At 40.1% G+C, this 18,793-nt stretch carries 29 protein-coding genes and 1 pseudogene; 9 read left to right on the forward strand and 21 right to left on the reverse strand.

Going from position 1 to position 18,793, the window contains the following annotated elements:
- Positions 1–374: 374 nt before the first annotated feature.
- Positions 375–782, reverse strand: coding sequence for a CoA-binding protein (locus M1D94_RS11615; RefSeq protein ID WP_003245606.1), 408 nt, complete (start codon positions 780–782; stop codon positions 375–377).
- Positions 783–951: 169 nt separating this feature from the next.
- Here M1D94_RS11615 and plsY point away from each other — a divergent pair, with 169 nt between their 5' ends.
- Together plsY and M1D94_RS11625 are read left to right on the forward strand one after the other, a co-directional pair.
- On the forward strand, positions 952–1,533 hold the full coding sequence (plsY, locus tag M1D94_RS11620) for a glycerol-3-phosphate 1-O-acyltransferase PlsY (RefSeq protein ID WP_003231560.1): 582 nt from the start codon (positions 952–954) through the stop codon (positions 1,531–1,533).
- An 87-nt stretch (positions 1,534–1,620) separates the two neighbouring features.
- On the forward strand, positions 1,621–1,908 hold the full coding sequence (locus M1D94_RS11625) for a HesB/YadR/YfhF family protein (RefSeq protein ID WP_003231562.1): 288 nt from the start codon (positions 1,621–1,623) through the stop codon (positions 1,906–1,908).
- Positions 1,909–1,938: 30 nt separating this feature from the next.
- On the opposite strand, the gene M1D94_RS11630 is transcribed toward M1D94_RS11625, so the two are convergent.
- From M1D94_RS11630 to acnA, 7 genes are all read right to left on the reverse strand, one after another.
- Entirely contained in the window at positions 1,939–2,238 is a 300-nt protein-coding gene (locus M1D94_RS11630; protein WP_024571429.1) for a hypothetical protein, read from the reverse strand.
- A 15-nt stretch (positions 2,239–2,253) separates the two neighbouring features.
- A complete protein-coding gene (locus tag M1D94_RS11635) occupies positions 2,254–2,670 on the reverse strand; it encodes a YbgC/FadM family acyl-CoA thioesterase (RefSeq protein ID WP_017696516.1) in 417 nt (138 codons plus the stop codon).
- Positions 2,671–2,754: 84 nt separating this feature from the next.
- The gene (gene tlp / locus M1D94_RS11640) at positions 2,755–3,006 is read right to left on the reverse strand and encodes a small acid-soluble spore protein Tlp (protein ID WP_003231568.1); all 252 of its coding nucleotides are present in this window, start codon (positions 3,004–3,006) and stop codon (positions 2,755–2,757) included.
- A 36-nt stretch (positions 3,007–3,042) separates the two neighbouring features.
- Positions 3,043–3,189, reverse strand: a complete 147-nt coding sequence (sspN, locus tag M1D94_RS11645; RefSeq protein WP_003231569.1) for an acid-soluble spore protein SspN — start codon at positions 3,187–3,189, stop codon at positions 3,043–3,045.
- 64 nt (positions 3,190–3,253) lie between these two features.
- Complete coding sequence (locus M1D94_RS11650) at positions 3,254–3,379, reverse strand: FbpB family small basic protein (protein ID WP_003244964.1); 126 nt, start codon at positions 3,377–3,379, stop codon at positions 3,254–3,256.
- An 80-nt stretch (positions 3,380–3,459) separates the two neighbouring features.
- Positions 3,460–3,972 (reverse strand): redoxin domain-containing protein, encoded by a 513-nt coding sequence (locus M1D94_RS11655; protein ID WP_021479773.1) that lies wholly within the window; start codon positions 3,970–3,972, stop codon positions 3,460–3,462.
- Between the two features lie 71 nt (positions 3,973–4,043).
- Positions 4,044–6,773, reverse strand: a complete 2,730-nt coding sequence (gene acnA, locus M1D94_RS11660) for an aconitate hydratase AcnA (RefSeq protein WP_021479772.1) — start codon at positions 6,771–6,773, stop codon at positions 4,044–4,046.
- Between the two features lie 227 nt (positions 6,774–7,000).
- On the opposite strand from acnA, the gene sspO reads away from it, so the two are divergent.
- From sspO to yneK, 4 genes are all read left to right on the forward strand, one after another.
- Positions 7,001–7,147 carry an acid-soluble spore protein SspO gene (gene sspO, locus M1D94_RS11665; protein ID WP_003244839.1) on the forward strand — a complete coding sequence of 49 codons (147 nt, stop codon included), beginning with the start codon at positions 7,001–7,003 and terminating at the stop codon, positions 7,145–7,147.
- A 31-nt stretch (positions 7,148–7,178) separates the two neighbouring features.
- A complete protein-coding gene (locus M1D94_RS11670) occupies positions 7,179–7,325 on the forward strand; it encodes a small acid-soluble spore protein P (RefSeq protein WP_003221237.1) in 147 nt (48 codons plus the stop codon).
- Positions 7,326–7,405: 80 nt separating this feature from the next.
- Positions 7,406–7,798 (forward strand): outer spore coat protein CotM, encoded by a 393-nt coding sequence (gene cotM / locus M1D94_RS11675; protein WP_072174018.1) that lies wholly within the window; start codon positions 7,406–7,408, stop codon positions 7,796–7,798.
- 234 nt (positions 7,799–8,032) lie between these two features.
- On the forward strand, positions 8,033–8,461 hold the full coding sequence (gene yneK / locus M1D94_RS11680; RefSeq protein WP_003231580.1) for a DynA interaction protein YneK: 429 nt from the start codon (positions 8,033–8,035) through the stop codon (positions 8,459–8,461).
- Between the two features lie 30 nt (positions 8,462–8,491).
- On the opposite strand, the gene M1D94_RS11685 is transcribed toward yneK, so the two are convergent.
- From M1D94_RS11685 to ccdA, 3 genes are all read right to left on the reverse strand, one after another.
- On the reverse strand, positions 8,492–8,983 hold the full coding sequence (locus tag M1D94_RS11685; RefSeq protein ID WP_072174017.1) for a CcdC family protein: 492 nt from the start codon (positions 8,981–8,983) through the stop codon (positions 8,492–8,494).
- A gap of 78 nt (positions 8,984–9,061) precedes the next feature.
- The gene (locus tag M1D94_RS11690; RefSeq protein ID WP_014476939.1) at positions 9,062–9,424 is read right to left on the reverse strand and encodes a response regulator; all 363 of its coding nucleotides are present in this window, start codon (positions 9,422–9,424) and stop codon (positions 9,062–9,064) included.
- A gap of 88 nt (positions 9,425–9,512) precedes the next feature.
- A complete protein-coding gene (ccdA, locus tag M1D94_RS11695; protein ID WP_015383767.1) occupies positions 9,513–10,220 on the reverse strand; it encodes a cytochrome c-type biogenesis protein CcdA in 708 nt (235 codons plus the stop codon).
- A gap of 219 nt (positions 10,221–10,439) precedes the next feature.
- Between ccdA and ynzD the strand changes: the two genes are divergently transcribed.
- Positions 10,440–10,613 (forward strand): aspartyl-phosphate phosphatase YnzD, encoded by a 174-nt coding sequence (ynzD, locus tag M1D94_RS11700; protein ID WP_010886518.1) that lies wholly within the window; start codon positions 10,440–10,442, stop codon positions 10,611–10,613.
- A 73-nt stretch (positions 10,614–10,686) separates the two neighbouring features.
- Here ynzD and M1D94_RS11705 read toward each other — a convergent pair whose 3' ends face one another.
- The 6 genes from M1D94_RS11705 to yneA all read right to left on the reverse strand — a co-directional run bounded on the left by M1D94_RS11705 (position 10,687) and on the right by yneA (position 15,048).
- On the reverse strand, positions 10,687–10,905 hold the full coding sequence (locus M1D94_RS11705; RefSeq protein WP_003221221.1) for a YneF family protein: 219 nt from the start codon (positions 10,903–10,905) through the stop codon (positions 10,687–10,689).
- A gap of 85 nt (positions 10,906–10,990) precedes the next feature.
- Positions 10,991–11,437, reverse strand: a complete 447-nt coding sequence (gene sirA, locus M1D94_RS11710) for a sporulation inhibitor of replication protein SirA (protein ID WP_003231591.1) — start codon at positions 11,435–11,437, stop codon at positions 10,991–10,993.
- 152 nt (positions 11,438–11,589) lie between these two features.
- Positions 11,590–13,593, reverse strand: a complete 2,004-nt coding sequence (gene tkt, locus M1D94_RS11715; RefSeq protein ID WP_003231593.1) for a transketolase — start codon at positions 13,591–13,593, stop codon at positions 11,590–11,592.
- A gap of 168 nt (positions 13,594–13,761) precedes the next feature.
- Complete coding sequence (locus M1D94_RS11720; RefSeq protein WP_003231595.1) at positions 13,762–13,995, reverse strand: DUF896 domain-containing protein; 234 nt, start codon at positions 13,993–13,995, stop codon at positions 13,762–13,764.
- Positions 13,996–14,058: 63 nt separating this feature from the next.
- Positions 14,059–14,712, reverse strand: a complete 654-nt coding sequence (locus tag M1D94_RS11725) for a YneB family resolvase-like protein (protein ID WP_041850785.1) — start codon at positions 14,710–14,712, stop codon at positions 14,059–14,061.
- A gap of 18 nt (positions 14,713–14,730) precedes the next feature.
- A complete protein-coding gene (yneA, locus tag M1D94_RS11730; protein ID WP_003231598.1) occupies positions 14,731–15,048 on the reverse strand; it encodes a cell division suppressor protein YneA in 318 nt (105 codons plus the stop codon).
- A 149-nt stretch (positions 15,049–15,197) separates the two neighbouring features.
- On the opposite strand from yneA, the gene lexA reads away from it, so the two are divergent.
- Entirely contained in the window at positions 15,198–15,815 is a 618-nt protein-coding gene (gene lexA / locus M1D94_RS11735) for a transcriptional repressor LexA (RefSeq protein WP_003238209.1), read from the forward strand.
- 370 nt (positions 15,816–16,185) lie between these two features.
- On the opposite strand, the pseudogene M1D94_RS11740 reads toward lexA, so the two are convergent.
- Together M1D94_RS11740 and fosM are read right to left on the reverse strand one after the other, a co-directional pair.
- Positions 16,186–16,444: pseudogene (locus M1D94_RS11740) on the reverse strand (hypothetical protein).
- Entirely contained in the window at positions 16,353–16,787 is a 435-nt protein-coding gene (gene fosM, locus M1D94_RS11745; RefSeq protein ID WP_456270252.1) for a FosM family fosfomycin resistance protein, read from the reverse strand. Before fosM ends, M1D94_RS11740 begins: the two are co-directional and overlap by 92 nt.
- 208 nt (positions 16,788–16,995) lie before the next feature.
- Here fosM and M1D94_RS11750 point away from each other — a divergent pair, with 208 nt between their 5' ends.
- Positions 16,996–17,445, forward strand: coding sequence for a YndM family protein (locus M1D94_RS11750; RefSeq protein ID WP_003245454.1), 450 nt, complete (start codon positions 16,996–16,998; stop codon positions 17,443–17,445).
- A 26-nt stretch (positions 17,446–17,471) separates the two neighbouring features.
- Here the strand turns inward: M1D94_RS11750 and pghL are convergent, their stop codons facing one another.
- Both pghL and M1D94_RS11760 read right to left on the reverse strand, forming a co-directional pair.
- Positions 17,472–18,230 (reverse strand): gamma-polyglutamate hydrolase PghL, encoded by a 759-nt coding sequence (pghL, locus tag M1D94_RS11755; protein WP_151870217.1) that lies wholly within the window; start codon positions 18,228–18,230, stop codon positions 17,472–17,474.
- A 223-nt stretch (positions 18,231–18,453) separates the two neighbouring features.
- On the reverse strand, positions 18,454–18,768 hold the full coding sequence (locus tag M1D94_RS11760) for a hypothetical protein (protein ID WP_166668700.1): 315 nt from the start codon (positions 18,766–18,768) through the stop codon (positions 18,454–18,456).
- Positions 18,769–18,793 lie beyond the last annotated feature (25 nt).

Consider the following 18,793-nt stretch of genomic DNA (forward strand, 5'->3'; position numbering starts at 1 on the left):
ACATTGTCTTTCTCTTTTTCAGTGTTACACATCATTTGTATATAAGATATTTTTTATAAACCTCGCCTCGAGCCAGTACTGCCTTGGACTCCTCATTATAACCAATATGTTTGCAATCGCAACATAGAGCTAACGAATCAGTTCTTCTCAAAACATCGGCTAGTGCTGTTTTCACACTATGAGAACGTATGTTTGTTTATTATATATAAAGCAGCAGACCTTCGCAAATCGAACGGCCGAAACCCAGCTGGACAAGGTATTCAAAAAAAGCTGTTCAAGCTTTATTGTATCTGTTTCACCGTAATACGCAAACAATATCTTAAAATTAAAAAGCAAAAATCCTTGAATTTACAAGGATTTTTGCAGTTCTGCACCTATTTTGTTACAGCGTGTGCCACTTTTATGCACAGATCCATGATAACCGTTCTGCCTTTTTCTTTTAGCATCTGGTATGCTTCCTCATTAACTAGCCCTTGCTGTGCCCAAAATACTGGCGCATCTGTCTCTAAAAACTCTTCCGCCACTCCAGGAAGCTGTTCTGAGCGCCGGAATACATTTACGATGTCAATCGGACCGTCAATCTCTTTTAAAGATGAAACGGCTTTGACACCTAGCGCCTCATCAATTGTCGGGTTCACAGGGATAATTTCATAACCCGCGTCCTGCATTGCTTTTGAAACCATATGTGACGTTCTATCCGGACGGTCTGAAAGCCCTACTACGGCTATACGTTTGCTTCTTTGAAGAATCTCTTTAATTTCCGCTTTAGAAGGGTTTTGCATCGTATGTCACTCCTTTTCCACTTATTTTACACGATCAAAACAGGAGAAATCAAAATATGATGCATGTTTGATTGGATTTGTAAGCAAACTTTACAAAAAAACTTATCATCAGATCATGACATCTCATGTTAAAATAAAAAGAAGGGAATTTGAAAAAGGAGAAATGTAGATGTTAATTGCTTTATTGATTATTTTGGCCTACTTGATAGGCAGCATTCCATCTGGCTTAATTGTGGGCAAGCTTGCCAAGGGAATTGATATTCGGGAGCACGGAAGCGGCAACTTAGGCGCTACCAATGCATTCCGTACATTGGGTGTAAAAGCTGGTTCGGTTGTCATAGCCGGAGATATTTTGAAAGGGACACTGGCAACTGCATTGCCTTTTCTCATGCATGTTGATATTCACCCGCTTCTTGCAGGAGTCTTTGCGGTTTTAGGCCACGTGTTTCCCATCTTCGCCAAATTTAAAGGCGGTAAAGCCGTGGCGACATCAGGAGGCGTTTTGCTGTTTTACGCACCCCTGTTATTTATCACGATGGTTGCGGTATTCTTCATCTTTTTATACTTGACTAAATTTGTTTCTCTCTCATCGATGTTAACAGGGATCTATACTGTTATATATAGTTTCTTTGTCCATGATACGTATTTATTGATTGTCGTTACCCTGCTCACTATTTTTGTCATATACAGACACCGAGCGAACATTAAACGAATTATCAATAAAACAGAACCTAAAGTAAAATGGTTATAAGCTTAAAAAACTTCTCTTTTGACACAGAATAGCCTAATACGTTTATAATAGAGAAAATTCAAATGAAGAACAAAGGGGTGTTCTGTTATGAATATGACAATTAACGAAGACGCATTGAACTGGTATAAAGAAGAACTCGATTTGGAAAGCGGAGACCAGGTTCGCTTTTTCGTGCGCTATGGAGGCTGCAGCAACGTTCAAAAGGGTTTTTCTCTCGGTGTAGCGAAAGATGCCCCACAAGAGGCTGGAGTCACTGCAGAAGCTGACGGCATTACCTTCTTTATTGAAGAAAGTGATTTATGGTACTTTGATAACCACGACCTTCTCGTCAGCTATTCAGAAGACGCTGATGAACCGGTTTTTGAATACCAATAAAAAAGAACGCACATCATGTGCGTTCTTTTTTTACAAATGAAATCGTATAAGATGATCGGTTAGGTTTTCTTGTTCCAAAATATATTTTTGTGTTTCACCCAGCAGATCAAAGTGAGGAAATTCACTTTTCTTATGGATCCATTCTTTTTTTAACCCGTACGCCGCTCCCCACTGAACCAGCTTATCAATGTCTGCACAGCCGGCTTTTGTCACAGTCCTTGCTTCTGGAAATCGGTCATCCAGCCAGTAATGTGTTAAAAATGCGATTTCTCCTCTTTTCACTGCTTGTTTCCACCGGTTAAGTTCCTCCCGTTTCACACCAAACGCCATATCCCGTTCACTTCCCTATTTTTTGGCCTTTTCATATGCTGTGTGCCAATCAGGAAAAGCTTTGCGGAATTGAATTGGCTTAAAGCTTTCTTTATCCACACAAATATGAGATGAGGTGGCTTTGATGGAAAGCTCACCGGCCGGATTATAAATGTGATAACCATAGACGGTTTTAAAGCCGTTATATTCCTCTATCCATGTATGTACAACCGCGGTTTCTCCGTAATGAAGCGGCTTTTTATAGGAAATGTTGATATCAACGACTGGGGACAGAACGCCTCTTTTTTCCATATCACTATATAAAAAGCCTAAGTCCTTAATTAAGGCCGTTCTGCCGACCTCCATCCACACAAGATAATTTGCGTGATAGACAATTCCCATTTGATCTGTTTCTGCATAACGCACTTCTATTTCTTTTTTTGATACATGCAAGATTACTCTGCTCCCTTAACGTCAATTTAGCCCCATTTTACCATAATCAAATCAGAAAGAAAAAAACCAGGTTTCCCTGGTTTTTTAAGAACGGTATCCGTTCTGTCTCGCTGCAGATTCGTCCTGTATTTCATTACGAAACGCTTCAATGCTCTGTTCGCGTCTTGCATTTTTTTCTTTGATACGCTGTTTATCTTCTCCTGAAGCAAACTCCATTGATGCTTCTGCTTCTTCTATATTTTCAATTGTATTTTGAACCATATCCTGCAATTTTTCCACATTGTCAGAGCGATCATCAGGATTAGGCTGCTGATATTGATTTTGGTTCTTTGTCATTCGGATGTACCTCCTAGAAATAAACTCGATTTTTCGCTACTCGCCTTTTGTCTGCATGATGATCGGCCGCTGACCTGAAGTATCATGCATTTTTTCCCCTTTATTGGCTTTATATTTTACAGGCTTTGTACCCAAGTGGCTTGGAGCATATTGAGGCTGACCGTTTTTCTTGTTGTTTCCCATGTTTATCCCTCCTCAACAGATAGGTTTCTCAAAAGGAGGGGTAAACATGAATACAAATTAAAGGTTATTTTTGCTTAAATCGCTGTTCAAGCTTTTCCTCAAGCTGATTTAAATACTCTGTATTGGTCATCAGCTCTTTTTTGTTTTCCATGACGAGCTCATGAAAAGAACGTTTTCTCATCTTCTTCACGCTTCTCACCTCCGCATATTCTTTTATTTTTTCCAATTCTGAAAACTTGTAAGCATATTTGAGCATAAAAAAAACTGAATCTAATCAAGATCCAGTTTTCGTTCCATTTCTTTTTTTGTCATGGTGCCAACGTGTATGTCTTGGATAACACCTTTTTCATCTAAGATATATGTCGTTGGATATGACATCACGTTATAGTCAGCATTGATCCCTTTTTTATCAATCAGAATGGGGAACGTTAAATCATACGTATCAGCAAACGCTCGGACCTGTTTCTCACTTTTCTCAGCTGAAGTGAAATTTACCGCAACAACCGCAAGTTTGTCGGCGTACTCTTTTTGCAGCTTTTCCATCGCAGGCATTTCCTGACGGCACGGCTTACACCAAGTTGCCCAAAAATTGAGCAGCACTTTTTTGCCTTTTGCATCCTGTAAAGAGCTTTTCTCTCCTGACAGCGTTTTCAAAGTAAAATCAGGTGCTTGTTTCCCCTCTTGAATTCCGACTTCTTTTTTGCTGTATGTTTGATATAAATTCCATCCCGTATAACCGGCTAGCATGATAAGCAGAATCCCTGCGAGCCATTTTTTCAGCATATGCCACCTCCGCAGCACATTGTGTCATAAAAAGAAGAGAAAGCGAAATGCCTTCTCTTCCTATTGATTCATCAGGACTGCTTCATTTTTTCACGAAGCACCATTTGAAGGATGCCGCCATGGCGGTAGTAATCAATTTCAACTTCACTATCAAAGCGTACGACTGCTTCAAAAGTTGTTACATTGCCGTCTTCATTGATTGCTCTTACAGTCACAAGGTCACGAGGACGAACTGTTTCATCAACATCTACCTCAATGACTTCTTTACCCGTTAAGCCGAGTGTATCCGCATTTTCACCTTGTTTAAACTGAAGCGGCAGCACACCCATGAATACAAGGTTGCTTCTGTGAATTCTTTCGAAGCTCTCTGCAATGACCGTTCTGATGCCGAGAAGGTTTGTTCCTTTTGCAGCCCAGTCACGTGAAGATCCCATACCATAGTCTTTTCCTGCTAATACGACAAGACCAGTTTTATCTTCTTTGTATTTCATGCACGCATCATAGATGGATGTTACTTCACCAGTCGGCCAGTACGTTGTAAATCCGCCTTCTGTACCCGGTGCAATTTGGTTTTTGATGCGAATGTTTGCAAATGTTCCTCTCATCATGACTTCATGGTTTCCGCGGCGGGAACCGTAGGAGTTAAAGTCACGAGGAGAAACACCTTTTTCTTGCAAGTACTTTCCGGCAGGCGTATCTTTTCCGATTGCCCCCGCAGGAGAAATATGGTCAGTTGTGACTGAATCGCCGAATTTACCGACAACACGCAAACCTTTTAATGGTTCAACCTTGCCTGGCTCAACAGACATTTCTTCGAAGAATGGCGGATTTTGAATGTAAGTTGACTCGCTATCCCATTTATATAAAGCTTCATCTGTTGTTTCAATTTCGTTCCAGCGCTTGTTGTCATCAAATACTGTTTCATACTCTTTGCGGAATAGCTCTGGCGTAACAGTTTGCTTAACAAGTGCATTGATTTCGTCCATTGACGGCCAAATATCATTAAAGTATACGTTTTGACCATCCTTGCCCACACCAATTGGATCGGTTTTCAAGTTAATGTTTACCGTTCCAGCCAGCGCATATGCCACAACAAGCGGCGGTGAAGCAAGATAGTTGCCTTTAACAAGCGGGTGAATACGTCCTTCAAAGTTACGGTTTCCGGAAAGGACAGACGTAATCAGAAGATCATTTTTCGCAACCGCTTCTTCGATTTCCGGTGAAAGCGGACCTGAGTTCCCGATACATGTTGTACAGCCGTACCCAACGAGGTTAAAGCCAAGCTCTTTCATGTATGGAAGAAGGCCTGAATTCACAAGATATCCTGTAACAACTTTAGAACCCGGTGCAAGTGACGTTTTCACGTAATTAGGCACCTTAAGCCCTAACTCAACCGCTTTTTTCGCTACCAGTCCGGCGCCGATCAGAACGTATGGGTTTGATGTATTTGTACAGCTTGTAATCGCAGCAATGGCGATCGCACCCGTTTTCATAACTGTTTCTTCACCGTTAAGGAGTTTAAACTTAATTTCTTTATTTTCTTCCTCAGCATTTAAACCGAATCCTTGGTTACCTGCAGGGCTGACTAAGTGCTTTTTAAACGTTTCCTGCATAGCAGATAACGGGATCAAATCCTGAGGACGCTTTGGACCCGATAAGTTTGCTTCAATTTGAGACAGGTCAATTTCAACCACATCAGTAAATTGAGGGTCTTCCGCATCTGGAGTGTAGAACAAGCCATTGCTTCTGCAGTATGCTTCAACAACATCAATATGTTCAGGATCACGGCCAGTCAGGCGCAGGTAGTTAAGCGCTTCTTCATCTACTGGGAAGAATCCGCATGTAGCACCGTATTCCGGAGCCATATTCGCAATTGTTGCGCGATCTGCAAGCGGCAGTTCAGCAATTCCCGGTCCAAAGAATTCAACAAATTTACCGACAACGCCTTTTTCACGCAGCACTTGTGTTACTTTTAACGCCAAGTCAGTAGCTGTTGTTCCATTTGGAAGCTTGCCGACAAGTTTCGCTCCGATTACCTCTGGAACTGGGAAGTAAGAAGGCTGTCCAAGCATTCCCGCTTCAGCTTCAATTCCACCGACACCCCAGCCGAGAACACCGATACCGTTAATCATTGTTGTGTGTGAGTCTGTTCCGACAAGCGTATCAGGATACGTTACAAGCTCGCCGTCTTCTTCAATGGCATGGACAACACTTGCCAAGAACTCAAGGTTGACCTGGTGCACAATACCTGTTGCAGGCGGCACTGCCTGATAATTGTTAAACGCTTTCTTTGCCCAGCTTAAAAATTTGTAGCGCTCTGCATTTCTTTCGAATTCCAAGTCCATATTTACTGCTAATGCATCTTCTGTACCCGCTTTATCTACCTGTACAGAGTGGTCGATAACGAGATCAACAGGAATTTCAGGGTTGATTTTATCAGGATCTCCGCCGACAGCTGCCATTGCTTTACGCAGTGAAGCCAGATCTACTACTGCCGGAACCCCTGTGAAGTCTTGTAAAATAACACGAGACGGTTTGAACGGAACGTCGATATCCTTTAATTCGGCAGTTCCCCATTTTGCCAAATTTTCCACGTGTTCTTTTTTGATAACGAAGCCGTCAACTTGACGCAATACTGATTCTAAAAGAACTTTGATGGAATAAGGAAGCTTCGAAACCTTTCCTATACCTGAATCTTCTAACGCTTTTAAAGAGTAGTAATGATATGTTTTCCCATTTGTAGTAAACGTTTTTCTCGCTTGGAAAACGTCTTTTGCTGCAGTTTTTTGCTCGTTTGCCATTCTCCAAAATCCCCCTTCAGATCAGATCATTCTCAGATGAACATTACATTCCATCACAATTTTCTCACAATTTCATATTAAAACAAAATCATACATAAGTAAATATCAATGTTTTTATTAAATACAATAAGTTCGGCTTATGAGAAAAATGTACCGGTAATTTTTACTGTTTACGCTCTCTCATATAACACAATAAAAGGAGCCATATTATGATTGAGGTGATAATGATGGTCAAAAGAAAAGCGAATCACGTCATTAACGGAATGAATGACGCAAAAAGCCAAGGCAAAGGCGCCGGCTATATTGAAAACGACCAGCTTGTACTGACTGAAGCAGAACGCCAAAATAACAAAAAAAGAAAAACCAATCAATAACACCGAACTCTTTTAAGGAGGTTCTCATTTTATGACCAATAAGAATACAAGTAAAGATATGCATAAAAACGCCCCCAAAGGACACAATCCCGGCCAACCTGAGCCTCTAAGCGGAAGCAAAAAAGTAAAGAACCGAAACCATACAAGACAAAAGCACAACTCAAGCCATGATATGTAAGAAAAGCAGACCTTAGTGTCTGTTTTTTTATGCGTTCACCCATTTATAATCCACCGCATATGATGTTAAGCAAGGTTGATATGTGGAGGAATGCTTCCATGGACCATTCAAAACGCAACGATGCAAATGATTTCGATAGTATGGATGAATGGCTTCGGCAATTTTTTGAAGACCCCTTCGCCTGGTACGACGAAACATTGCCTATTGATTTATATGAAACTAGTCAGCAGTATATTATAGAAGCGGATCTGACTTTTTTACAGCCTACACAAGTAACAGTTACCCTTTCTGGATGCGAGTTCATCTTAACTGTCAAATCGTCAGGACAGACTTTTGAAAAACAAATGATGCTTCCTTTTTATTTTAATGACAAAACAATTCAAGCCGAATGCGAAAATCAAATACTCACAGTCGCCGTCAATAAAGAAACAGAAGATGGCTCTTCTTTTTCTCTTCAATTTCCTCTCAGCTAAACATAAAAAGTCACTTTCATCCCCTATTATGAAAGTGACTTTTTTTTCCGTCCATTTATCGTCAAATACCCTCTAGTGACTCTCCCATGGCCAAATAGCAGATTCACTATACAATAGAATATGATCTACTATCTCTTTTGACTAGACGTCTATCACTTTTTTCTATTCTTTTTTTACTGTGTTCTTCTAATCTCTCTTCGTATACAATATGGTTAGAATAAGGGGGAATGATTGATGCTGGAAGGATGGTTTTTATGGTTTATTCTGTTTTGGGTGATCATGATGGTAGTCTTATTATCAATCGGCGGTTTTTTCATGTTTCGAAAGTTTTTAAAGCGTTTACCAAAAGAGGACGGCAGATCAGAGCTTGATTGGCAGGATTACTATATTGAAAACAGCAGACATTTATGGAACGATGAAAACAAACAGTTTCTAGATGAATTGACTGCGCCGGTGCCAGAACTGTTCAGAGATGCAGCAAAAGCCAAAATCGCAGGCAAAATCGGTGAGCTTGCATTAAAAGAAAAGGTAGCAAAGATTGATCAGCAACTTATGATCAAAGGCTATATTCTCGCAACTCCTAAAAGAGACCATACCTTCTTAAAAAGGCATCTGCGGGACAAAAAAATCGATTTGGAACCTTATCAGACCCTTCTCAAATAAAAAACCTTTCCTGACAAGAGGAAAGGTTTTTTAATTCATTTGAATATTAGCTGACTGCAGCTCGTTATGAAGTTTTCGATATGATAAATACATGGCGATTCTCCAAGGCACAATCATACCGAAAGCCAGAATCCAAAACATTCCGCTCAGTGCACCATAATCGATTGATGTGCTCAAGATGGATTTCATCACGATTCTGATCACCAAAAGACCGACTAATATAAAAACAAATGCTTTAGAGCGTTTCATGTAAATTTCATTATTTTTAATTTCGAACTTAGAAGTTTTGATTAGAAAAATAGAGAAAATCACACCTAAAGTGAATGCTTCCAAAAACTCTGCACCAGTTACCCAAAATACCGGAAATAAAAACATTAACGCTCCCGTACTCATAAAAATCGGCGGAAGAATGATTTTTTTTGGTGAAACAGGCTTGTCAGAGGACTTTATTCTGACCACCATCACAGCTACAGCCATTAACACAGCAATAATCGATGAAACTATAATCATCATACTTATCATTCCTTTGTTTCTCGGAGTGTTGATACTATATACTATACTCCAAAACAATAAAAAAAACCATTTTGAAAAGAAATGACTTTAATGTCCCATAACGCGGCTTACAGCTTCCAGCACTTTTGTTTCCTCAAACGGCTTAACAATAAAATCCTTTGCCCCCAGCTCAATTGCTTCCGTTACAATTCTTTGCTGGCGCATGGCGGTGCACATGATGACCTTCGCTTTAGGATCAAAGGTTAAGATATCACGAAGCGCTTTTATGCCGTTTTTCACCGGCATTGTAATATCCATTGTCACAAGGTCCGGTCGCAGTTTTTTATACAGGTCCGCTGCTTGTTCACCGTCCGCCGCTTCGCCTGCGATTATGTAATTTGCATCTTCCAAGATCTCTCTGATTTTCACTCTCATGAACTTGGCGTCGTCTACAACTAAAACTCTTGTCATATTCCCCTCCAACAATCGATTTCCACAGATAATAGTCTTATTGTACCAAAAACAAAAGGATTAGTAGTAGTACGAAAGTAATTTACCGTCAAAAACCAGTAAAGCCTCCAAAAAGATCTGACAGCAAAATAATGATCAGGCTCATCCAATTAAAGAATAACAGCACACCAATCACAATCATCAAAACGCCGCCAGCTTTCATAATGAAAAGCTGGTTCTTCCTTATCCACTTCAGCTTTGTGATAAAAAAAGACAATAAAAGAAACGGTACCGCAAAACCGAGTACATATAACATCATGTATGGCACCGCTGAACCCGGATTGGTGCCTGCAAGTGTGATAACAGCACCTAATATCGGACCGGTACATGGTGTCCATCCAGCTGCAAATGCCATTCCGATTAAGACCGACCCTAAAAACCCGCTTGGTTTATGCTTAAAATGGATTCTCCGCTCTTTCATCATAGCCTCAGGCCGAAACACACCGAGTGTAATGAAACCGAACAAAATAATAAGCAACGCGCCAATTTGCCGAATCGCATCGTGATAATCCCTAAACAGGCTGCCAATAAAAGATGTTCCATAGCCTAAAGCAATAAAAATGACTGAAAAGCCAAGCAAAAAACACAAAGTATGAAACAGGCTTCTTTTCTGCAGCAGCAGCTTTTCTGTTTTTACATCGTCCATGCTGACCCCTGTAATATATGACAAAAAAGCTGGGTAAAGCGGCAGGCAGCAAGGCGAAATAAAGGATAAAAACCCCGCACCGAATGTCAAAAAATAATTCACGTCTCCCATGTCATCATCCCTTCATGATTTGACATTCCTTCAAGTTATGACAAAATCATTTCATTTTTTTAACACTTTCACTTGAAGGATTTCTATTTTCAGAAAAAACTTATATAATTTAATTTGACATTGAGACATTATACTCCTTCTCATTTGAAAATTAGTATAAATATGGATATAATATAAACATTCACTTTGAAGATCTAATGTATGAAAGGATACATCCCTGTGATTAGAGAGCATCTATTAAAAGAAATTGAAAAAAAAAGAGCAGAGCTGCTGCAAATTGTCATGGCGAACGGAATGACATCTCATATTACGATAGAGCTCAGTCAGGAGCTTGACCATCTTCTCATACAATATCAAAAGCAGCGCCTTCGAGCAGTAGCGGGTGATGAATGATTGCAAAATAAAAAACCCGTATAAGGGTTTTTTATTTTATAACCATGTTTCTCTATATCATAATCTTTACGTATTATTTCGTTTGATTATTCATGGCTTTCATCATTTGATTGATTTTCTTCTGAGAAGGTTTCATTCCCATTTGCATCATCATCATGCGTAACATTTGTTCATTAATAGGCGGATTCTTTTTCAGGTAGCTCATCATATATTTACGAGCAATAAAAAACCCGAGTGCAACACCTATGAGCAATGCAACAACGCCCACTAGGATGCCAACCCATAAAGTCATTTTATTTCCTCCTTCATGTTGTCTAGTTTAAAGTGTACTAAACCAAAAGCTATTATACAACATTTACATCTCTTTTTCTTCGGTTTTAGACAAAATTTCTTTCTTTCACCGGATTTAGCCATCCGTAACGCTTCGAATTGAAATCCATTGCTAAAAAGCAAGGGCTTACTTTTCTTAACACTTCAAAGAATATTGTTTCTGCCTCGTAATCTCCCGAAGCCACAATTTCTATCATGTGCTCCTTCATCATAAACGTCGCGTGGCCTTTTGCTTTCGGCAAAGCTATTCTATAAATATAATCCAGCTGCCTGTAATCCGTCTTGTTTAAATTCATTTTTAACCGCTGATGCATATGTAAAATCGGGATTGGTTGTGTAATATATTGAATCTGTTTCTCTGTCATTTCATACTGCTGCTTTTCAAGGCTTGTCCAATGATAGTCTTGAAACAGCTCAAACATAACCGATTCCCGGCCGAAATAGTGATTGGCAAATTCCTCTTTGATCAGGTACGTATAGTAGTGACGTTCCATCTTTTCATCCCCTTTTCCAGCAGCATTTCATTTGCTCTCTATTATACAAAAGAAGAAAAGAAAGAATTGTCTATTACTGTTAAACAGCCAATACTATTTTTGTCGGATAAACAAGAAAAAGAGGATGATTTGACTCATCCTCTTTCAAAAGCTTACTTATTGATTAATGCCTTAACTCGATTCACTACGTTCGGAACTGAGAAGCCGTATTCGTTAATGATGGTTTCACCAGGAGCAGATGCACCGAATCGGTCTATGCCGAGAACGTCACCTTCAAGCCCCGTGTATTTGCCCCATCCAAATGATGAGCCCATTTCAATTGCAAGACGTTTTTTCACATCTGCAGGAAGGACTTCGTTTTTGTATTCATCAGATTGTTTCTCAAAACGGTCCATTGAAGGCATGCTGACAACAGAAACATCGATATTTTCTTTTGCCAATTCAGCCTGCGCTTCAATTGCAAGACCTACCTCTGATCCGGAAGCGATGAGAAGAGCGTCAGGTGTTTCGTTTTTAGATTTAGAAACGACATATGCACCTTTTTCTACTCCTGCCAATGCTTCTTCAGATGTTTGATCGATGGTAGGAAGGTTTTGACGTGTAAGCACTAGCGCTGTTGGGTGGTCAGTGCTTTGCACTGCAAGCTTCCATGCTGCTGCTGTCTCATTGCCGTCTGCTGGACGGATCAAAGAAAGGTTAGGCATCGCACGGAGTGAAGCAAGCTGTTCAACAGGCTCGTGCGTCGGACCGTCTTCACCAACCGCAATACTGTCATGTGTGAAGACATATGTCACAGGAAGGCCCATTAACGCTGCAAGGCGAATCGCAGGACGCAGGTAATCAGAGAAGACAAAGAAAGTTCCGCCGAATACACGAAGACCGCCATGAAGCGCCATACCGTTTAAGGCTGCACCCATCGCAAATTCACGTACACCAAACCAGAAGTTTTTGCCTGAGTAATCAACCGCTGTAAAATCACCGGCATTTTTAATAGTCGTTTTGTTCGATCCCGCTAGGTCAGCAGAACCTCCGACAAAGAAAGGAATTTTTTTCGCAAGTCCGTTGAGAACTTCACCGGAAGATGCACGGGATGCCAGGCTGCTTCCTTTTTCATACACAGGAACCTCTTGATCCCAGTCCTTCGGAAGCTCTCCTTTGATTGCCAGTTCAAGCTGTTCAGCAAGTTCAGGATAAACTTCTTTATATTTAGCGAATTGAGCATTCCATTCTTGTTCTTTTTTCTCACCTGATTCTTTAACAGCTGCAGCGAAATGCTCATAGACTTCTGACGGAACGTAGAAGTCTTCTTCATATGTCCACGCGTAAGCTTCTTTTGTTAATTTGCTTTCTTCTTTACCAAGCGGTGCACCGTGAACACCGGATGTACCGGCACGGTTAGGTGAACCGAATCCGATTGTCGTTTTCACTTCAATTAATGTAGGTTTCTTTTCATTTTGGCGTGCTTTTTCGATAGCCGCTGTTAATTCTTCAATATTGTTTCCATCCTCAACATAAAGAACTTCCCAATTCATTGCTTCAAAACGCTGTTTCACGTTTTCAGAGAATGAACGGTCGAGGTCTCCATCAAGAGAGATGTCATTAGAATCGTATAGTACGATCAGACGGCCAAGCTGAAGATGGCCTGCGAGTGAAGCGGCTTCAGAAGAAATACCTTCCATTAAATCACCATCACCGCAAATACTGTATGTATAATGATCGACTACGTTAAATGAATCGCGGTTATATGTTTCCGCCAAATGGCGTTCAGCAATTGCCATACCGACTGCCATGGCAATTCCTTGGCCAAGCGGACCTGTTGTAGCATCAACACCGGCAGTATGTCCGAATTCCGGATGTCCTGGTGTTTTGCTGCCCCACTGGCGGAATCCCTTAAGATCTTCAATACTAAGATCAAACCCGCTTAAATGAAGCATGCTGTATAATAGTGCTGACCCGTGTCCAGCAGATAAAACAAAACGGTCACGGTTAAACCAGCCAGGGTTTGCCGGACTTACGTTCATAAATTTTGTCCACAGCGTGTATGCCATTGGAGCGGCTCCCATCGGCATCCCTGGGTGACCAGAATTTGCTTTTTCAATAGCGTCTATTGACAGTGTGCGAATGGTAGCAACTGATTTCTTTTCAATTGTATCCATAAAAATCCCCTTCCTTATGTGTTGTACCCTTACATCATAAATGTCTGACGACTTTTTCTCAACTGTTTCAGCTTAAATTTGAGAGAAACTTGTTGAATTTTGTCACATAAGAGTTTTGATTATAGTATATGCAAAAGAGGAATACGATATTGCCGTATTCCTCTTATATTAGTGAAGTTTGTTATTTCTTTGTTCTCTTTTTAGCTTTTCTGGTGTAACATCATTGCCTTCTGGGTCAATGATTTTCACACTTTTTAACGTGTTCTTCATAGAAGAACGAAAACCTTTCAAGTACTCTTGACGGAGCTTTTGCTGTTCGGCTTTTTCTTCTTCTGTAATAACGCCAGCTTTAGCTTTGGCAGCAAGTTCATTAATTCTGGCAATTTTCGCGTTTGAAATCATGTTAAACTCCTTTATTGCATTTTGTCTATATAGTACTAGATCAAAAAAAGTTTTACAACTGATTCACTCTGCTGTCTCTTCATTCTCTATGTATTCCTGAAAACGCCGGTGAACGGTTGCTTTAGAGACATCATAGCCAAACCCTCTTAGGGTAGCCGCGATTTCAGCAAACGTCAGTTTATTCGCTCTCAGGCGGACGATCTCTGAGATTGGCACCTCTATTTTTTCTTTTCCACTGTTCCCATGTTGGTTTTTTAAGTTTTTTTGCGGTTTAAAACCGTTTTTTACTGCACGTTTCATTCCCCGTCTGATTTTCATGTTGTGAATCTTTCGCTGATACTCTTCCACAATGCTGACGATTTCCAAGACCATTGAGTCAGCCTCCGATAACTCCAGTTCACCTCTATGAGCCGTTGTATAGACTTTCACACCTTCTCTATAAATACAATGAAGCAGTGCGATTTTTGCGTTTCCCCGTCCGAGCCTAGTCTCATCCTGAACCAAAATGACATCAATTCCAGCGTTCTTAATCACATCAAGCAGCTCAAATACACCATCCCGATCCATTTCATATCCGCTGGCTTTTTCTGAAATCACTTTGACCACTTCCATGCCGTTCTCCGCTGCAATGGCCGTAAGCTCCTCCTCCTGCCGCTTTAATGACGTTTCCTGCTGTTCTTTATTTGTGCTTACACGGGCATAAATGAGTGCTTTCATTTTATCTCTCTTTCCTCTCTATCTTACAGTTGCTAATTCATATGCATCCTGATGCTTCTTTTTCAATGGGATCACTAACTCATCACCCGGCTGGATATCAGAGGTTTGAAGTTGATTTTTATCAGCTACCCATTCAATAAAATCATTTTTGTTTATCTTTTTTGTATCGGCTACCTGATCAGCAATTGACCAGAGTGTGTCGCCTTGCTGGACTTCTATTTTAACATACTGATTAAGCTCTTGGCCGCTGCTTGTATATGACAGCATAAGGATAACCGCGCTCAAAATCACTGTGAACAGACCGACAAAAATAATAGATTCTTTACTCATGATCATAACCTCCAACAGGAATGTTTGTTCGCATTTTTATAATTTCAGTATATACGAACAAACGTTTCTGTCAATTGTTTTTTCGAACCTATGTTTGTACTGTAAGGAAAATCATGCTATAATCTTCTTAAAATCGACGTTTTGAGGTGCGAAAAATGACGAAGCTATCAAAAAGGCAACTTGATATCCTCCGTTTTATTAAAGCAGAGGTTAAATCAAAAGGATATCCGCCTTCCGTGAGAGAGATCGGAGAGGCTGTCGGGCTTGCGTCCAGCTCTACTGTCCACGGCCATTTGGCCCGCTTGGAAACAAAAGGGCTGATCAGACGGGATCCGACAAAACCAAGAGCAATAGAAATTCTTGATGAAGAAGTAGACATTCCGCAAAGCCAGGTCGTTAATGTACCGGTCATCGGGAAAGTCACGGCGGGATCTCCTATTACAGCAGTAGAAAATATTGAAGAATATTTTCCGCTCCCTGACCGCATGGTTCCTCCAGACGAGCATGTATTTATGCTGGAGATTATGGGAGACAGTATGATAGATGCTGGTATTCTCGATAAGGACTATGTCATCGTTAAACAGCAAAACACAGCGAACAATGGGGAAATTGTAGTTGCGATGACAGAAGATGATGAAGCAACTGTAAAACGATTCTATAAAGAGGATACACACATTCGCTTGCAGCCTGAGAACCCAACGATGGAACCTATCATTTTGCAGAATGTCAGCATTCTAGGGAAAGTGATTGGCGTGTTCAGAACCGTCCATTAATCTATTGATCTATCAGATGCATGAAATAACCCCCTTTTCCTTTACGGAGAGGGGGTTTGTTGTTCAAAAAAAGCAGGCTCGCCCTGACTTTTGGGTGCGAGCCTGAATAGGAGGAAAAAGAACATCATGTTTACACCATAATTATCCACCAAACAATTGTTGAAGTCAAGAAATTTTCTTTCCTTCAGGAAACTTTTATTCAAAATATGAACGTTTAGAATATTAGACGCTATCTTCTTAAAAACGTTTCATTTTTAGGTCGTGGAAGGATGCGGTTTTATATTTATTAAAGGGCGAGGCAATTGATATAACTGAAAATTTAGTACATAGTTTAGGTAGTTCAACACTCTGTTAAAACAGCTCGCTTTCTTCATATAAAATGTAATATGTATTTCAAATTCTCCTTCACCGAATCACTTGTGCAGTTCAAAAGATATGGCATCGTTGAACTAATCGGGTAGAAACCTTCCCCAAACATAAAGTCTCCACCAACACCCTTCTTTAAATTTAACCTTATATGAAATATGGTGTGTGATATCAAAAGGCCGTTTCATCATAAAAGTGCATATGGGTTTTTTCTTGTTTGTAATATCGAAGCTTGTCTTGAAGTGTTCCGGTATGAAATTCAAATTTGTGGCCGTCAGGGTCGGTAAAATAAATTGATTTTCGATCGCGTTCATCTCGTTCTCTGCCAGGCAGAATATTGACATGAAGTCTTTTTAATTTAGCTGATACCTCCTCAAATTCATGATCTTCAATTGTAAAAGCAATATGGGTATAAGAAAGCTTAATGTCATTTCTCGGGATGTCTGGTTCTTCATTAAGCGCTAGCCAGATGCCGTTCATGTCAAAATATGCAGTTGTTCTTCCCTTTACCAAAAGCTTTGCATCAAACACTTTTTGATAAAAATCAATCGATGTATCCAAATGCGAAACTGAAAATAACAAGTGATTGATTCCTTTTATCTCCACAAATCATTCCCCCCTTGAAAGCTGATCATCCACATATACGTCTTTTTTCATAAGAAAGTTTCATACTGCTGAAAAAAAATACCAGTGTAAACAAAAACGGACTGTTTAAAATAGTAACATGACCATTATGAATGGTTTTGAATTGCATTATTTATCATTTGTTTACGCCCAAGAATTTTCTTCAAAAAATAACAATTTAGGTGGTCAAATGAAACATATCATTGCGCTTGCTTCAAAGATTGCTTTCACTCTCGCCCTTTTATATGTGATTTTGGACAGAGTCTATCACGCATCCTTTTTAAGTGTGATGTTTATTGCACTTTTCTTAGGTTTTGTTTCCTATCTTTCTGGTGACATGCTCGTCTTACCCAGAACAAACAATATTACAGCTTCATTGGCTGACTTTGGCCTTTCATTCGTTATTCTTTGGGTATTTGTTTTAACCCAAACAAGAAACGATTTCTCACCATTTGGAGCAGCTCTCCTTTCCGCTGCCTGTCTTACTGTTTTTGAATACTTTTTTCATCGGTATTTACTGAAAAATGTGCTTGATGAAAATTTCCGAAATGAACTGTCAGCGAGAGATAACACGTTGCAGTATCAAACGGAAGCCGCGGACGAGCTATTTCCCGAAACGAAAGAGAAACATAAGGAATAGGAGGCTGTCTTATCGCCTCCTATTTTTCAGTAGCTATTTTTGAGAAAACGGAACATCACTTCTGTATACTTATAAAACCTCTCATTTTGAGTAACAGCTCTGCTTTTTAAAGAAAAGATGCCGAACAAAGACTTTCTAAAGCCTGTGCTCATTTCTATCTGGATACTTAAACCTGTTTTTGATTTATTTGCAATGTTATTCGGACTAACGCCCGCATGCGGATGGTCCGTATTGAGCAATACAGCAGGAAAACCGGCATGCTGCAATTTCTCAACTAAATCTGCCGCTCTTACGCGATCTGTACCGCCGACTTCGATCTGCTGATCTTCTTCTGCGTACCCGTGTAATGAAATGACATATTCATGATTTCCCGTCATTTTAAGGGCCCGAGGTTCATCAAAGTGCGTGCTCGTAATGTGCAGGACTGAGTTTCCTGTCGATTTTAAGCCTTCAAATAAATACATCGAGTACTCTTTGCTGAGCTCTCTCGCTACTTCACTTGTCCCGCCTTCAATACCTCCTCCGTGAATAGCTAAAACAAGAACAGGGCTTCCGGTTTCTTTCGTAAAAATGTCGTAATCAGAAGGATCTTCATTGTTTTTTAATTCCTCAAAATTCTGATATACATCTTCAGCATAAATTGAAGAAATCGGAGTAAATACCATAAAAATAAACAATAATTTTACAATTTTAATAGTTGATGGAAAACGTTTGGCTATGTTACAATCAACATGCTTCAAGGAATGGAGCAAACGGCGGAGCAGGGATACTTTGGCCGGTTTCATCTACTCCGCCTCTAAGTCCAAATCAACAGGATGTAGGTCTCTTTGAGGCTTTAGCACGAATTCTCTTGTCCTCCTTGTTAAATTTTTGTTAAATTCACAATATTATATACCATTAGCCCGGGCGCTGTTCTTCTCATTTTTGAATTTATGAAAAGTAAGCTGGCACCACCTCCCCCATTTCCATACAAAACAAAAATGCACCTGCCCTTTGGCCTGTGCATTTTTATTTTCTCTTCATTCTTCGTTTTTTTGCTTGATTTAATTTCATGATGTTTTTTTCAATTTTTCTTATGTTTCGCCTTTGCGGGATTGTTTTCATTTCATAATAAACAGAAATAAACCCGCTTAATGTCACTGCTGCAATATAAAGGGCGCGCTGTTTGATCATCCGGTCAGCGTGTCCATGATCATTCGCTTCTTTTTCCAGCCTTTCGATCACAGTTTTATCAAACAGCTGATCGACATACACTTGTTTCATTCCCACTGCAAACCCCGCAGCCAGCCAAAGAATCAGAAATAAACTGATATAAAACACCATAAACCCTTCCTTTCCTGTCTTGATG

It is taken from the genome of Bacillus sp. JZ109, assembly GCF_053903135.1.